At 52.0% G+C, this 15,461-nt stretch carries 16 protein-coding genes; 14 read left to right on the forward strand and 2 right to left on the reverse strand.

Annotated elements, in window-relative coordinates; translation table 11 throughout:
• Positions 1–11 precede the first annotated feature (11 nt).
• Complete coding sequence (locus tag DFO52_RS08485) at positions 12–1,052, forward strand: aldo/keto reductase (RefSeq protein ID WP_133550088.1); 1,041 nt, start codon at positions 12–14, stop codon at positions 1,050–1,052.
• Positions 1,053–1,262: 210 nt separating this feature from the next.
• Here the strand turns inward: DFO52_RS08485 and DFO52_RS08490 are convergent, their stop codons facing one another.
• Positions 1,263–1,844 (reverse strand): helix-turn-helix domain-containing protein, encoded by a 582-nt coding sequence (locus DFO52_RS08490; protein WP_166642354.1) that lies wholly within the window; start codon positions 1,842–1,844, stop codon positions 1,263–1,265.
• Positions 1,845–2,570: 726 nt separating this feature from the next.
• Here DFO52_RS08490 and DFO52_RS08495 point away from each other — a divergent pair.
• The 13 genes from DFO52_RS08495 (at position 2,571) to DFO52_RS08555 (ending at position 14,388) form a co-directional block, all read left to right on the forward strand.
• Positions 2,571–3,092, forward strand: coding sequence for a fimbrial protein (locus tag DFO52_RS08495; RefSeq protein ID WP_133550090.1), 522 nt, complete (start codon positions 2,571–2,573; stop codon positions 3,090–3,092).
• A 67-nt stretch (positions 3,093–3,159) separates the two neighbouring features.
• Entirely contained in the window at positions 3,160–3,720 is a 561-nt protein-coding gene (locus DFO52_RS08500) for a fimbrial protein (protein ID WP_133550092.1), read from the forward strand.
• Positions 3,721–3,773: 53 nt separating this feature from the next.
• Complete coding sequence (locus DFO52_RS08505; RefSeq protein WP_133550094.1) at positions 3,774–6,290, forward strand: outer membrane usher protein; 2,517 nt, start codon at positions 3,774–3,776, stop codon at positions 6,288–6,290.
• A gap of 42 nt (positions 6,291–6,332) precedes the next feature.
• Complete coding sequence (locus DFO52_RS08510; RefSeq protein ID WP_059347802.1) at positions 6,333–7,088, forward strand: fimbria/pilus periplasmic chaperone; 756 nt, start codon at positions 6,333–6,335, stop codon at positions 7,086–7,088.
• A gap of 23 nt (positions 7,089–7,111) precedes the next feature.
• A complete protein-coding gene (locus tag DFO52_RS08515) occupies positions 7,112–7,693 on the forward strand; it encodes a fimbrial protein (RefSeq protein WP_054830301.1) in 582 nt (193 codons plus the stop codon).
• Positions 7,694–7,701: 8 nt separating this feature from the next.
• Positions 7,702–8,193 carry a fimbrial protein gene (locus DFO52_RS08520; protein ID WP_133550097.1) on the forward strand — a complete coding sequence of 164 codons (492 nt, stop codon included), beginning with the start codon at positions 7,702–7,704 and terminating at the stop codon, positions 8,191–8,193.
• Between the two features lie 65 nt (positions 8,194–8,258).
• Entirely contained in the window at positions 8,259–8,672 is a 414-nt protein-coding gene (locus DFO52_RS08525; protein ID WP_133550402.1) for a fimbrial protein, read from the forward strand.
• A gap of 9 nt (positions 8,673–8,681) precedes the next feature.
• A complete protein-coding gene (locus DFO52_RS08530; RefSeq protein WP_133550099.1) occupies positions 8,682–9,209 on the forward strand; it encodes a fimbrial protein in 528 nt (175 codons plus the stop codon).
• Positions 9,210–9,222: 13 nt separating this feature from the next.
• Positions 9,223–9,993, forward strand: a complete 771-nt coding sequence (locus DFO52_RS08535; RefSeq protein WP_133550101.1) for a PapG chaperone-binding domain-containing protein — start codon at positions 9,223–9,225, stop codon at positions 9,991–9,993.
• Positions 9,994–10,079: 86 nt separating this feature from the next.
• Positions 10,080–10,679, forward strand: a complete 600-nt coding sequence (locus DFO52_RS08540; protein WP_133550103.1) for a helix-turn-helix transcriptional regulator — start codon at positions 10,080–10,082, stop codon at positions 10,677–10,679.
• Positions 10,680–10,905: 226 nt separating this feature from the next.
• Positions 10,906–12,282, forward strand: coding sequence for a glycoside hydrolase family 1 protein (locus DFO52_RS08545; RefSeq protein WP_133550105.1), 1,377 nt, complete (start codon positions 10,906–10,908; stop codon positions 12,280–12,282).
• 51 nt (positions 12,283–12,333) lie between these two features.
• Complete coding sequence (locus tag DFO52_RS08550; RefSeq protein ID WP_054830297.1) at positions 12,334–13,656, forward strand: PTS transporter subunit EIIC; 1,323 nt, start codon at positions 12,334–12,336, stop codon at positions 13,654–13,656.
• Positions 13,657–13,671: 15 nt separating this feature from the next.
• Positions 13,672–14,388 (forward strand): GntR family transcriptional regulator, encoded by a 717-nt coding sequence (locus DFO52_RS08555; RefSeq protein ID WP_054830296.1) that lies wholly within the window; start codon positions 13,672–13,674, stop codon positions 14,386–14,388.
• 42 nt (positions 14,389–14,430) lie between these two features.
• On the opposite strand, the gene ldtB is transcribed toward DFO52_RS08555, so the two are convergent.
• Positions 14,431–15,351 carry a L,D-transpeptidase gene (ldtB, locus tag DFO52_RS08560; protein ID WP_029740604.1) on the reverse strand — a complete coding sequence of 307 codons (921 nt, stop codon included), beginning with the start codon at positions 15,349–15,351 and terminating at the stop codon, positions 14,431–14,433.
• Positions 15,352–15,461 lie beyond the last annotated feature (110 nt).

The following is a 15,461-nucleotide window of genomic DNA, read 5'->3' on the forward strand; positions in this document are numbered from 1 at the left end:
AGGAATAAGTTATGCGTTATCAAAAACTGGGCAACACCGGTCTGTTTGTTTCTGAACTGTGCCTCGGCACCATGACCTTCGGCGGCGAGGGCGGCATGTGGGGCAAGATTGGCCAGCTCCAGCAAAGTGAAGCCGAGCAGCTGGTGGGCCGCGCGCTGGATGCCGGGATCAACTTTATCGACACCGCGGACGTTTACTCGGAAGGGCGCTCGGAGGAGATCACCGGTCAGGCGCTGAAAAACCTGAAAATCCCGCGCGAGAACGTGGTGGTCGCCACGAAAGTGTTCGGCGAAACGGGAACGGCAGGGGTGAACTCGCGCGGCAGCTCGCGCTATCACATCGTCAGCAGCGTGAAGGAGAGCCTGCGCCGCCTGCAGCTCGATCATATCGATCTCTACCAGCTTCACGGCTTCGACCCCGCAACGCCGATTGAAGAGACGCTCTACGCGCTGGATAACCTGGTGCAGCACGGCCACGTGCGCTACATCGGCGTCTCGAACTGGGCGGCGTGGCAGATTGCCAAAGCGCTCGGTATTTCTGAACGTCTTGGGCTGGCACGTTTCGCGTCGCTGCAGGCGTATTACACCATTGCCGGGCGCGACCTGGAGCGCGAGCTGGTGCCGATGATGCAGAGCGAAGGCGTTGGGCTGATGGTCTGGAGCCCGCTGGCGGGCGGCCTGCTGAGCGGAAAATATGGCCGCGACGGGCAGAGCGAAGCCGGTGGTCGTCGTCTGGAGTTTGACTTCCCGCCGGTGAACAAAGATCGCGCCTTCGACTGCGTAGACGTGATGCGCACTATCGCCGAAAGCAAGGGCGTCTCCGTCGCGCAAATCGCGCTGGCCTGGCTGCTGCATCAGAAAGCGGTGACCAGCGTCATCATTGGCGCGAAACGCGTTGAACAGCTGGACGACAATATCGCCGCGACCGGGATACGCTTAAGCGAAGATGAGCTTAAGCAGCTTGATGCGGTGAGCGCGCTGCCGCGCGAATACCCGGGCTGGATGCTGGAGCGGCAGGGTGAATATCGCCGCAATCAGCTCGCGCAACAGTAATGCACTTTTCCCCGGTGGCGCATCGTTCACCGGGGGAGTGACAGAGGTGTGTTGAAAGGAATCAATATGCTTCCCTTAGACATTATTTCTGTCGATGAGTGAACAGGAGTTCAACTTTTCAGGATAGGGACATCAATTTAAGAGCGTGATTAATACGGGTGATAACGTATCCTTTAAGGCGTTGCAGCAGTGACGGCGCGGCGCGGCTTCTCAATAGTTTACCGGCAGGTGCTTCACCTCTTTAAGTACACCTTTGACGATGACGATATATCCTCCGTCTTTCAGATCTGAAAGGATGCGCATAATGCCGCTGCGGGAGAGTCGGGTTTTACTGCGGATATAGGTCTCTGCCAGGATGGTTTCACGAATTTCCGTCGGGATATTGATCAGCTCATACAGTTGGTGACGAACAACATTATAGGTTGTTGGGGTAATCAGCTTAAACATCTTCTCGATTACCATGCTGCCAATAGCAAGCTGGTGGCGGGAAAAGAGTTCCCACAAATTATGCTCAGTCAAAAGGGCGAACAGTTTTTCCCGCTCAAGGATGGCAATTTCTGACGGGACGATGGTTTTAATGATATAGGTTGAAAGTGTATCTGCCGGAAGCGAAATCACGCCGCGAAGGGTAGGGGCATCAAACAGATCAATGAGAATATCATCCGGCTGACGGTACATTGAGATCGCACCCGAGCGGACGAAATAACATTGTGATTGTTGCTGTGCTGAGATGACATAGCGGGTGTTAACCGCGACAGGGTGATAATGCAAAAAAGGATCAAGCTGTTTCATCAACGCCAATAAAGGGGCTGGCTCGGTTCGCGTTGACCTGATATTAATATTAGCCATGAGTTTAAGATGAATATTTGAGTGAATATTTAAAAATAGACGCAAGCCTCTCTTTTGTCAAATTTAATTATTGTCTGTGCTAAAACATTAATTGTTTATTGGACGGCGTGTTAATTAACTTATAATAATTTAATCCTGATGTTCTTTGTGTTTAAATAATATATACCATGATACGCGTCGATAATTAAGGGAGAGCAAGGATAATATTCCGGTTTTTCCTCGTTGATCATAGTCTGAATATCTGCTTCAGAAAACATGCTAAAGTCGTGAAGTTGTAAATACCATTTCCTGAAATCCTCAAAGCAATAGAAGATAACCAGCTTATTATCTTTAGTCACTAAGTGCATGTTCTTGCTTGATAATTTATTCATTTTCCCCTCTGTGTTCTTCATCTGAACGACAATAAAGTTGAGGAATACCATCTGATATTATCGTAAACAAGCTTTATTCGATCCAGGACTGGATTGTACTGAAGGTATCTTCGGCTTTGGATATACATATTTTTAACATTAACAGTAGTCTAATTTGGGATCGGATTCGAATTGTAAGCAGCTTTATGTTTCTGCAAAATTGTTTCCGTAGATAACGGCCCTTAATGAGCGTTATCGATAGAGATGTGTTTTTTTAAAACCATCAACAAAATGGATTTAATACTTTTTGAGACCTTTTATGAACGCGAAAAAAATTGCTTTTGTTGCAGCCATGGTTGCTGCGGCTTTAGTGGGTAATGCAAATGCAGCCGATCAGGGCCACGGTAAAATTACCTTTACCGGTTCTATTATTGATGCGCCTTGCTCTATTAGCCCGGACAGTATCGATCAGACCGTTTCTCTCGGCCAGATTTCAAACGCAGCCCTGGCTGACAGCGGAACGTCCGTTCCACGCAACTTTGAAATCAAGCTGGAAAACTGCACCGACGTGACCGCTAAAACCGTTACCACCACTTTTACCGGTGCTAAAGGTGCAACCACTGGTTCACTGGGCATCACGGGTACCGCAAAAGGCGCCAGCATCATCCTGACCAATGGCAACGGTAAGCAGATCGAATTAGGTAAAGCTTCCGACGGCCACATTCTGCAGGACGGTAACAACACGCTGCTGTTCTCTGCTTATCTGCAGGGCGATGACGGTGTTGACGCAGTTCCAGGTGATTTCACCGCTATTGCTGACTTCACTCTCGCTTACCAGTAATCCCCACTGCTGAGCTGAAAACGCCTGCATAAGCAGGCGTATTTTTTAATTATCAGAACCGGAAACTATGAGTAAATTAACGCGCGCCGTACAGACGTTTTTATTTACCGCAATGGCTTTCGCGGCACAGGCATCGCAGGGAACTGCAAATCCGTCATCTGAATTTGATCCTGCGCTGACCGGGCGTATCAGTATGGATGGCTCGATAATTTCCAGTGCCTGCGATATTGATACCGGAGATGGCTATCAGGAAATCTCCATGCCAGGTGAAACGCGCGGACATATTAAGCGTACTGGCGAAGGTGAGCCGCAAGATTTTTCCATTCAGCTCACTCAGTGTGCTCTTGATCCTTCCGCAGAGCCTGCGTCCTGGCAGTATATCAATATTATATTTGACGGCCAGGATGAAGACGGTCTGTTTCGGGTAAGCGGCAATGCTTCTGGCATCGCGCTTGAATTAAAGGACAGTCAGGGCAATGTTATTCACCCGGGAAAACCCACGCCGTGGCAACAGTCAACGGTAACAAATAATCGTCTGGATTACCGGTTTACACTCAAAAATACCGTGCGCAACTTAGTTGTGGGTGATTACAGCGCAATTATCCGCTACCGCATTGAATATTTTTGAACTCAAATTCGAATCACTATTTATTTTTTCTTTATATGTCTGGCAGGCGATGAATGGCGAATATGGCTAATTTGAAAATTAAAAATGAACTCGGCGCAAGGATGGCTAAATGGTCCGTGCTCGCCGCCTGTGTTTTCATTTATTGTCACGGCACTGTAAAGGCTGCTGATGATATCCAGTTTAATACCGATGTGCTTGACGTTAAGGACAAGGTTAATATCGATTTGAGCCACTTTTCAAAACGTGGCTATATTATGCCGGGTGATTATACCTTCAAAATTAAAATAAATCAGAATGAGCTGGATGAGCAGCCTGTAAGCGTCTATGCCGCTGAGGATGATAGCAAAGATTCAAAAGTCTGTTTTACTCCCGATGTCGTGAGCAAGATGGGATTCAAAGCCGACAGTGAGAAGGCGTTTACTTTCTGGCACAACAACCAGTGCGTCGACATTACGGCCCTGAAAGGTGTGCTGGTGAATCCTGATTTGAGCGCCGGGGTATTAACCATCAATGTCCCTCAGGCCTACGTCGAATATTCCGATGACAACTGGGTGCCGAGCAGCATGTGGGATGAAGGCGTGCCGGGCCTGCTGGCGGACTATAACCTCAACGCTCAGGCACGGCAGAACCAGCACGGCAGCGATGACGATAGCGTCTCGGGTAACGGCACCTTCGGCGCCAACCTCGGTGCATGGCGCGCTCGCGCAGACTGGCAAACAAACTATGACGATAGCACTGACGGGGAAAATGGTTCCGATCAAAAAAGGTGGAGCTGGAGCCGGGTCTATCTCTATCGCGCACTGACTGCTCTCAAAGCGAAGCTGACGCTGGGCGAGGACTATCTGAATTCAGATTTATTCGACAGTTTCCGCTTTGCCGGGGCGAGCGTGGTTTCCGATGACAATATGCTGCCACCGAACCTGCGCGGCTATGCGCCGGAAGTAACCGGTGTGGCGAAAACCAACGCCAAAGTGACCATCTCCCAGCAGGGGCGAGTGATCTATGAAACTCAGGTGGCGGCAGGCCCATTCGCGATTCAGGACCTTAACAATGCCGTCGCCGGGATGCTGGATGTTCGGGTACAGGAACAGGATGGCTCGGTACAGACCTTTAAGGTCAGCACCGCGAGTATCCCTTATCTGACCCGTCCGGGCAGCGTTCGCTATAAGGTGTTTGCCGGTAAACCGACAAGCTATGACCACAGTACCGAAGGCGATACTTTTGGCTCTGGTGAGTTTTCCTGGGGCATCAGCAATGGCTGGTCGCTTTACGGCGGGGCGGTGAGCAGCAACGACTATCTCTCTCTGGCTGCCGGTATTGGTCGCGATTTGATGGTGCTGGGCGCCCTGTCGTTCGACGTCACCCGTTCAGATGCAAAACTCGACGAGGAGGACCGTCACGGGCAGTCATACCGCGTCAGTTACTCAAAACGTTTCGATGAAACCGACAGCCAGGTGACATTTGCTGGCTACCGTTTCTCTGAAAAAAATTACATGAGTTTCAACGACTACCTGAACTACAAGACGAACAATGATGACTTTATGCAGAGTAAGGAGATGTACACCGCGACGTTCAGCCAGCAGTTTAAATCGCTCGGACTTTCCGCGTACCTGAACTATGCACACCAGACCTACTGGAATACCCCTACTGAGGATCGTTACAACCTGTCATTGTCGCGCTATTTCGACATTGGCAAATGGAAAAACATTAATGGCTCGCTGACGGCCTATCGCAACAAATTCAACGGTGAAAACGATGATGGCATGTACCTGTCGTTTTCGGTGCCATGGGGTGACTCCGGGTCGCTCAGCTATAACGGCTCGGTTAACGGTAACAATAACAGCCATAACCTGGCGTACTTTGACCATCTGAAAAATGGCGATAACTACCGCATTGCGGCGGGCGGTAGCGACGACGGCGGTACCCTGAGCGGTTACTACGACCATACGGCAGATGTGGCCGACATTACGGCTAACGTCGATTACCAGCAGAACCAGTACACCTCCGCCGGGCTCTCCCTTCGCGGCGGGATGACGGCCACCACCCACGGTGCGGCGCTGCATCGGTCGAACAACCTGGGAGGTACCCGAGTGATGGTGGATACCGGTGATGCTGTGGATATTCCGGTGCAGGGCTACAGCGATAGCACGCGTACCAACCGGTTTGGCAAAGCGGTTATTACCGAGGTCAGCAATTACAACAAGAACAACCTGAGCATCGACATTAACGATCTTCCTGATAACGCTGAAGCTTCTTCCTCCGTTGTACAGGCAACGTTGACCGAAGGCGCCATTGGCTACCGGAAATTTAATGTAATTTCCGGCGAGAAAGCGATGGGTGTCATTCGCCTGGCTGACAGCAGCTATCCACCGTTTGGTGCCAGCGTGCAGAACGCCGAGAAACAAGAAATCGGCATTGTTAACGATGACGGTCAGACGTATCTCTCCGGCCTCAAGCCGGGCGCGAAACTGAATGTGAGCTGGGATGGTGAGGTGCAGTGTGCCGTCACCGTGCCGGAAAAATTATCAGGACTCAACCAGAACGGAAATCTGTTACTGCCGTGCCAGTAAGCCACGGTTCAGAAAACCTTTAAACGAGTGAAATAGATGAAGATGTTAAACCGTAAAAATACCCTTTCCGTTCTGGCTGTAGTGCTGGGTGGTCTGATGGCCGCGCAGCAGGCGAACGCTGCAATTTCGCTGGATCGCACCCGTGTGATCGTGAACGGCGGCGAGAAATCCGTCAGCCTGAACATCAGTAATGAGAACAAAAACCTGCCGTATCTGGCACAGGGTTGGATTGAAGATGCGCAGGGCAACAAGGTGTCCTCACCGATGACGGTGCTGCCGCCGGTGCAGCGCCTGGAAGCAGGAGCCAAAAGTCAGGTGAAGGTGCAGACGTCACCGGCCATGAGCGCACTGCCGCAGGATCGTGAATCGCTGTTCTACTTCAACCTGCGCGAAATTCCGCCGCGCAGCAACAAGCCGAACACGCTGCAAATTGCTCTGCAGACGCGTATCAAACTTTTTTACCGACCCGCAGCCATTGCGCTGGACAAGACTCAGGCAGCAACCGGGGACTGGGTGGAGAAAGTGACGCTTACGCGTAACGGGGATAAATACGTGCTGAACAACCCCACGCCGTACTTCCTGACTATCGTGGAAGGACGTACGTCAGAAAAGGGGAGCCCGGTGAGCTTGCAGCCTGTGATGGTGGCGCCTAAAGATAAGGTGACCATTGAGGCCTCTGCCGCAGCCCTGGGGACCTCACCGGTACTGACCTACGTGAATGATTATGGCGGACGTCCAAAAGTTCAGTTCACCTGTAGCGGCGCTAACTGCACGGCAAAACTACTGAAAAACCAATAATCAGGACGTAAGGGATAACAACAATGAACGGAATGACGAAGACGGTTCTGGCCGTTAGCCTGCTGCTCGCGGTATCCGGGGCAGCCCGTGCGGAAGATGAGAAGCCGCTGGTAGATACCGGCACGTTATTTGTCCATGGCGATCTGCTGGAAAACACCTGCCGGATGACCATGGACTCAGCCTGGCAGGATGTGGATCTCGGCAGTACCAGTCGGGCCGACGTGAACCAGGTCGGCAAAGCGGCAGCCCCGGTGAAGGTCAATATCTATCTGCAGGACTGCCCGGAACTGGCGAACTGGAGCACCAACATCACGCCGATGACGACGACCTTCAGCACGCTGCAGCCGCCTTATAAGGCAAGATTTACGGCGGTACAGGACGAGAGCAACCCGGCGCTGATTAAAGTGACGGGTGCATCGGGTATCGGCCTGCGCCTGCGCGACAGTCGCGGCGAAACGGTGATGCTCTCGCGCAACAGCGACAGTATTTTGCTGAACCCGGGGCAGAACCAGGTGACGTTTACGCTGCAACCGGAGCGGACTTCCGCACCGTTTGTCGCCGGGCCGTATCACGCGCTGGTTAACTTCAGCATGATTTACCAATAGGAGACGCCATGAGCAAAATGAAATGGCTGGGCGTCGTGCTAGCGCTGACGGCGTATCAGGGGGCATGGGCGGCTCAGAATACGGCATTGGTTACAGTGAATGTGACCATCAACACCTCGCCGTGCGAGATAAACAACAATCAAATTATTGACGTGGATTTCGGCGATAACGTGATTACCACCGACGTAGCGAAAGGGGTTGTGGAAAAAGAGGTGAATTACACGTTCGATTGCACAAGCGCGGACCAGAGCAAAACGTTGGCGATGACCATTAAAGGCGCTGGGGCAGATTTTGATGCCGATATCCTCAAAACCACTATCCCGGAACTGGGGATCCGCATCAAAGCGGACGGTATCGACTATCCGCTGAACACGAAACTGGCGCTGGCGAGCTCGACCAGCAAACCCGTGCTGAAGGCACTGCTGGTACAGCAGCCAGGCGCACATCTGCCGACCGGCGCGTTTACCGCTGGGGCAACAATGACGGTGAACTACCAGTGAAAAAGCGAATCATCACGTTAAGCCTGGCAGGGCTGCTGTCTCTGGGCGCTCAGGCGGCTGAAAATATGGCGTTTCACGGCACGCTGGTGGCACCCCCGTGTAGCATCAATAACGGTCAAACCATTGAGGTGCTTTTTGGCACAAATCTTGGTGTGAACAAAATCGATGGTAACAACTATAAGCAACCGGTGAATTACAGCGTGGACTGCGATGCGGGCTACAGCGTTAACAATCTGGCGATTTTTATTGATACCACCACGCACGCAGCCTTTGATAGCTCTGCGGTCATGACGAATAAAACCGGTTTGGGCATTCGCATTCTCGTGGACGGTGTGGCGGCCACCTTCGCTAAGCGTGTTGCTGTAGCAGACCCGGCGTCGCCGCCGAAGATAGAGGCGGTTCCGGTGCAGGACTCGGCGGTTACGCTCACCGAAGGGGCGTTTGAAGCCACCATGACGCTGCGTGCGGATTACCTCTGAGGAGCCAACATGAAATTTGTACTATTCCTTCCGGCTTTGCTGGCCGGCATGCTGACGGTGAATGCGTCGCGGGCTGCGGAAAACGTCCACTTCTCGGGAGCGTTAGTAGCTGAGCCCTGTACGCTGCCTGATGCCGACACGGATATTCATGTCGATTTCGGTACGGTTGTTGTTAAGTATCTTTATCAGTATCAGCGTACTAAGGGCCAGTCGTTTACTCTCCATCTGGAAGACTGCGATCCGTCGCTTATGAATACAGTGGGCGTCACGTTTGAAGGGCAAGCGGACAACGAACTCACGGATATGCTGGCACTTGACCCAGCGAGCAGTGCAAAAGGCGTGGCGATTGGGTTTTCGATGCCGGATGGTTCTTCTCTGGCCGTGAATAAAATCAGTCCTGTCAAGCAGCTGAGTCAGGGCAAAAACAACCTTGAATTCTACGCTTACGTTCAGGCTCGACCTACTGCGATTACGGCAAAAACGCTCGCTGTTGGTGACTTCAGTGCTATCAGTACTTTTGTTTTAACGTATCAATAAACAGAGAAAAAGCATGAAACGTTTTTTTGTTTTTCTAATCTTGTTTTTTTCAATATCGGCGCAAGCAGGGCTTTGGCCAATTATTACCAGCATTCGAAATGAAAGCATGGGAAATAGTGAATATCATTACTATGTTACTCAAAAGCCTGTGGAAATAGGACCTTCTGTGGATGTGGTAATGGATAATCAATATATAGAATTAACTCATCGACATAACCCAACATCAGGTAATGTTACCGGTACGTGGGAAGTAGAGGAATCAACTAACGCAACTCAGACGATTAGTGAAATTGCTATGCACTTATATAATACCTCTGGGAAAAATGTAGCTTATATTACTCATAACGGCAATTCTCCATCATCACAAGAATGTGTTGCATATATCGTGACTCCATATTTAGGTACATCATGGAACTCCGTTTTCGTACCGGGCGGTTGTTTGCTGATTCCACCAGCCCAGGAATGGTGCAAAATTACCTCGCCAGAAATTGTCCTTGAGCATGGGACGATAACGTTAAAGCAGGCTGAGGGCGATGTGGCCACCACGTCGATGGGTGTACAGTGCTCTGTACCGGCTTCGGTTACGTTCAACCTGATTACGAAAGATAAATATGTGTATCTTGATGAGGGGAAATCCGAATTAACCGTTGCTGATAAACCGCTGAACACAAAAATCGATCTGCCAGAGGGCGATTCGCTGGTGCCCGTTAAAGATCTTCTGACAGGCGTGACCAAAGAGGGTTTCCATACGGGGTCCAGCGTTATTGTGATGATGCCTTACTAATATGATTCCGCGTCGGGAAGGGGTTACCTTCCCGAACGTGTGAATATAGCGCTCGTCTTTAATCGTACAAACTATAATCATGGATTATGATTAAAATACTCATCAATATTCCTGATGTTTTTTTTGCCTATGGACTAAAAGAAAGATTAAGGATTTTTTTTCACAATGCCGGAATGGACGTTTTATTTGAATTTGGTGAGGGAGGGGCGTTAAATTTTTCACCTGATCTGAGCATTCATCACTTTGCACGTGGAGAAATATTTACTTGCCCAGGTGTAATAAATTGCAATCATGCCCATATTACTATCGGTATAATTGAACAAGAGTTTGTTGTGAACGACTTGCCGAATTGTCTAAAAAATATTATCCCTGTTGATTATAATTTAAGCTTGCAGGGGCTGGATAATATATTAAAGCGTATTGTTTTACCGAAACTACAAGCGAACTTCACAAATATGTATTTTGCTAAAGTTGGGTGTTATAACTGTAGGCACGTTAAGCTTACTGTTCAGCAAACAAACATATTAAAATACGTCACAGCAGGGAAATCAATGAGGGAAATTTCAAAGCTAATGGATGTTAATATAAAGACTTTATATTCTCATAAGTATATTATTTATAGGAAGTATGGTTTGAAAAGCCTAACTGATATTATAAGTTTAATGCGAAAAATAAAAGTTCTCTGATTATCCTCTTTCCTTCTGATGTATATCCATACTCTGTCTTTGCTCATAAGATAAATTGCCCGACGCGATAGTAAACGGGCCCGCGTAACGGCGACGTGAATGCGTCTGTATCCCTCTTTTTCCGGCAAGGCTCACAAAAAATGAACCTTCCGTTTGATCGCGTCTCAATCTTACCCTATATGACTAGTCATGAAATTTTAAATGACTAGTCATATAGGGAGAGAGCATGAACAATTCGCTGCCGGCCAATTTTTTATGGGGCAACTCGGTGTCCAGCATGCAGACGGAAGGGGCATGGAACGAGGGCGGGAAAGGGATGTCGGTGTACGACATTCGCGAAGCCGGGGAGAACGTCTCCGACTGGAAAGTCGCGACCGACTCCTACCACCGCTACCGGGAATATTTCGACCTGATGCAGGATCTGGGCATGAACTGCTACCGCTTTCAGATCTCGTGGAGCCGCGTCTGCCCGCAGGGCGACGGTGCGTTCAACGACGAAGGCATCGCGTTTTACGACCGCTTTATTGACGATCTCATCGCCCGCGGCATCGAGCCGATGGTCTGCCTGTACCATTTCGATATGCCGCTGGCGCTGGCGCAGGAGTACAACGGCTTCAACGACCGCCGCGTGATGGACGCCTTTATCCGCTACGGCAAAAAAATGATCGACTGCTATGGCGACCGCGTGAAGTACTGGCTGACCTTCAACGAGCAGAACATCTTCCACATGCCGGAAGCGTTCCGCATTTCCGGCTATATGCACGGCGAGAAAACCCTGCGCGAGCTGTACGAGTTGCAGCACCATACGATGGTGGCGCACATGGCGCTGACCGAGTATCTGCACCAGACCAGACCGGGCCAGCTGATGGGCGGCATGCTGGCGCACCAGCTGATCTACCCGGCCACCTGCAAACCGCGCGATATCTTCTGCGCCCAGCAGTACGACGAATTCCTCAACCAGAACCTGCTGCGCGTCTTCGCAGGGCAGGGCTACAGCCCGGCGGTGATGGCGGTGGTGGAGCAGGAGGGCTTTGGCGATATCTACCGCGCCGAGGATTTAGCGCTGCTGGCGCGCACCAGAAACGACTATATGGCCTTCAGCTACTACGCCAGCAAAACGCTGGACAGCGATGCGATCCCGGAAGGCACGCCGGTGAACTATTACCTGCTGCACGGCGAGAAAAACAACCCGTACCTGAATGCCACCGAGTGGAACTGGCAGATCGATCCGCTGGGCTTTCGCACCATCATCACCCGCTACGCCAACGACTGGCGGATGCCGGTCTTCCCGATCGAAAACGGCATTGGGGTGATTGAGTCCTGGGACGGCGTGAACCCTATTGAGGACACCTACCGCATCGACTACCACCGGGCGCATATCAATGCCATGAAGGAGGCGATGTTCGAGGACGGGGCAGAGGTAATCGGCTACCTCGGCTGGGGGTTAATCGACATTCTCAGCTCCCAGGGCGACATGCGTAAGCGCTACGGCGTGGTCTATGTCAACCGGGAAAACCACGACCTGAAAGACCTGAAGCGCGTGCCGAAGAAGAGCTACGCGTGGTTAAAACAGGTTATCCATACCAACGGACGCGAGATGTAAGCCGTACGCTGCCGGGCCGTTTTTGTGACTGATTGATGGGAACTATCCGCTATGTCTGAAACAAAAATAACACCGCACATGCAGTCTTTTGTCGATAAATTTGTTGAGTTCTCGGCGCGCCTGGCTAATCAGGTGCACCTTCGCTCCCTGCGCGACGCCTTCGCCACGGTGATGCCCATTTTCATCCTCGCCGGTCTGGCGGTACTGGTGAACAACGTGGTTTTTCCGTGGATTTTCCACGGCGACACGCTCGCGCAGTTTAAGGTGTGGGGCGAGGCGATTATCAACGGCACGCTGAATATTGCCGCGCTGCTGCTGGCCCCGATGATTGCCTGGTCGCTGGCGCGCAACAAAGATTTCGACAATCCGGTCTCGGCAGTGGTTATCGCCGTCAGCAGCTTCATCATCATGATGCCGATGCGCCTGCAGATTACGCCCGTCGGCAGCGATGCCGCGGTGAACGTCACCCAGGTGCTGACGTTCGCCAATATCGGCTCAACCGGGATTTTCGCCGGGGTGCTGATCGGGCTGCTCTCAACGGAACTGTTTATCGCCATTTCGCGGCTGAAGGCGCTGAACATTTCCCTCGGGGAAAACGTGCCTCCGGCGGTGAGCAAATCCTTTACCGCGCTGATCCCGACCATCCTCACGCTCTCCCTGTTCGCCGTGCTGGCGGCCGTGCTGGCAAACGTGCTGCACACGGACCTGATCCATCTTATTACCACCTTTATCCAGCAGCCGCTGCGGCTGATCAACACCAGCCTGCCGGGGACGATTTTCATCTACAGCTTCGGTAACTTCCTGTTCACGCTGGGTATTCATCAATCTGTCGTTAACAGCGTGGTGCTGGAGCCGTTCCTGCTGATCAACACCAACGAGAACATGCTGGCCTTCGCCAACGGCCAGCCCATCCCGCATATCATCAACAACATCTTCGTGCCGACGTTTGGCATGGTGGGCGGCACGGGCAGCACGATCTCGCTGCTGATTGCCATCTTTATCTTCTCCAGACAAAAATCGGCGAAGCAGGTGGCGCGTCTGTCGCTGGCGCCCGGTTTATTCAACATCAACGAGCCGGTGATTTTCGGCCTGCCGATCGTGTTTAACCTGCCGCTGATGATCCCGTTTGTGCTGCTGCCCGCCATCGGCATTTACTTCGCCTGGCTCTGTACCACGCTGGGGTTAATGTCGCGCTGCGTGGTGATGATCCCGTGGACCACGCCGCCAATTCTCAGCGCCTGGCTGGCCACTGCGGGAGACTGGCGGGCGGTGGTGGTGCAGTTGGCAATCATCGTATTTGGTGTATTCTTCTACCTGCCTTTCCTCAAGATTGCCGAGAGAGTGGCGTTGAAAAACAGCGGGATAGAAAACTAACTGAAAGGAAGGACGATGGCGGCGAAGTACATCACCATAGCGCGGGAAATTAAGAAACGCATTATCAGCCAGCAGTACGCCGCCAACGAACCCCTGCCGGACCAGTTTGCGCTGGCGGCGGAGTTCAGCTCCAGCCGGATGACCATTCAGCAGGCGATGCGCCAGCTGATCGTCGAAGGTCTGGTCTATACCCGTCAGGGGCAGGGCACGTTCATCCGCAAAAACTTTCTTCAGCTCTCGCAGTGGGATCTCTCCGGCAGCGACTACTTTGGTGCGACCAAAACCTGGGAACATCTGGGCACGGTGACCAGCCGGGTGGTGCATTTCGAGCTGCGCTTCCCGAACGACAAAGAGCAGGCGTCGCTGATGATTAACGCCGATGCGCCGATCTATGACTTCATTCGACTCCGTTTGCTGAACGGCGAACCGATGTCGCTGGATTCCACGGTGATGCCGATGAATCTGGTGCCGGGCCTGACGAAAAACCATCTTGAAGGTTCAGTGTTCCAGTACGTGCAGGAGACGCTGGCACTGAAAATTATGGGGTCGTATCGGGTGGTGCGGGCGCTTAAGCCCAACGCGCTGGACAGGGAGCATCTGGTCTGCGAGCAGACCGATCCCGTACTGGAAGTGGAGCAGGTGATTTATCTGGAGGATGGCACGCCGCTGGAGTATGCCCACTGCCACTATCGGTACGACCACGGCGGGATCGTGATCGTGAATAACGGATAAAAAAAAGCGGGCAACGAGGCCCGCTTTTTTAATGCTTCTTTATCAGTTCAAACGCACCGGCATACCGGAGCGGTTCTGCACGGCCTGGTCAACAATCGCCGTTTCTACGTCTGGCTGAGAAGTCACCGCCTGCACCGCGCTGTTCAGCGTAACAGGGACGATTTCGTTGTTGTTGATCTGGTCTTCGCTGGTGGACAGCGGGTTGTGCACTTCGATGTAGCGGCTGCCGTCTGGCTCAGAGGTCGCTTTCACCGGTTCGTTGATGAACTGCACGCGCGTACCGACCGGCACGTTTTCGAACAGGAACTTGATGTCGTCGTTACGCAGGCGCACGCAGCCGTGGCTTACGCGCAGGCCGATACCGAAGTTGGCGTTGGTACCGTGGATAGCGTACAGGCGGCCAATGTACAGCGCGTACAGACCCATTGGGTTATCCGGGCCTGCCGGTACAACGGCTGGCAGCGGTTCGCCCGCAGCGATGTATTCCGCGTGCATTTTGGCGGTCGGCGTCCAGGTTGGGCCCGCTTTCTTACGCTCAACTTTGGTGGTCCAGTTCATTGGGGTGTCTTTACCCAGCTGGCCGATACCGATTGGCAGCACGATAACGGTGTTGGTGCCTTTCGGGTAGTAATACAGACGCATTTCGGCGCTGTTAATCACAATACCTTCATGAACGGTATCCGGCAGGATCAGCTGCTGAGGGATATTCAGCACGGTACCCGCTTTCGGCAGATACGGGTCAACGCCCGGGTTCGCTTCCAGCATGTTAGACAGGCCCAGCTGGTACTGCGCAGCGAAATACTCCAGTGGCTGAGAGTTACCTTCTGGTACCGTCACAACCTGGTTCTGGCCCACCAGACGGCTACCGTCTGTTGGCAGGGGATACGTCACCGCAGAAGCGGTCTTGCAAAAACCTACTACGGCTAACGCTGCCGCAAAAAGCGTTGTCAATTTCATGTTCATGTTGTGCGAGGTATCTAAGCCATTCAGGCGATGAGTTGATAAGTCTGAATCTGTGATGGGAGCGCATTATATGTGCATTCCCGCTCACAGGGAATTCAGATGTGTACGAA

Origin of the sequence: Enterobacter sp. AG326, from assembly GCF_004362415.1 — a bacterium.
In the GTDB taxonomy this organism is placed as follows: Bacteria; Pseudomonadota; Gammaproteobacteria; order Enterobacterales; family Enterobacteriaceae; genus Enterobacter; species Enterobacter asburiae.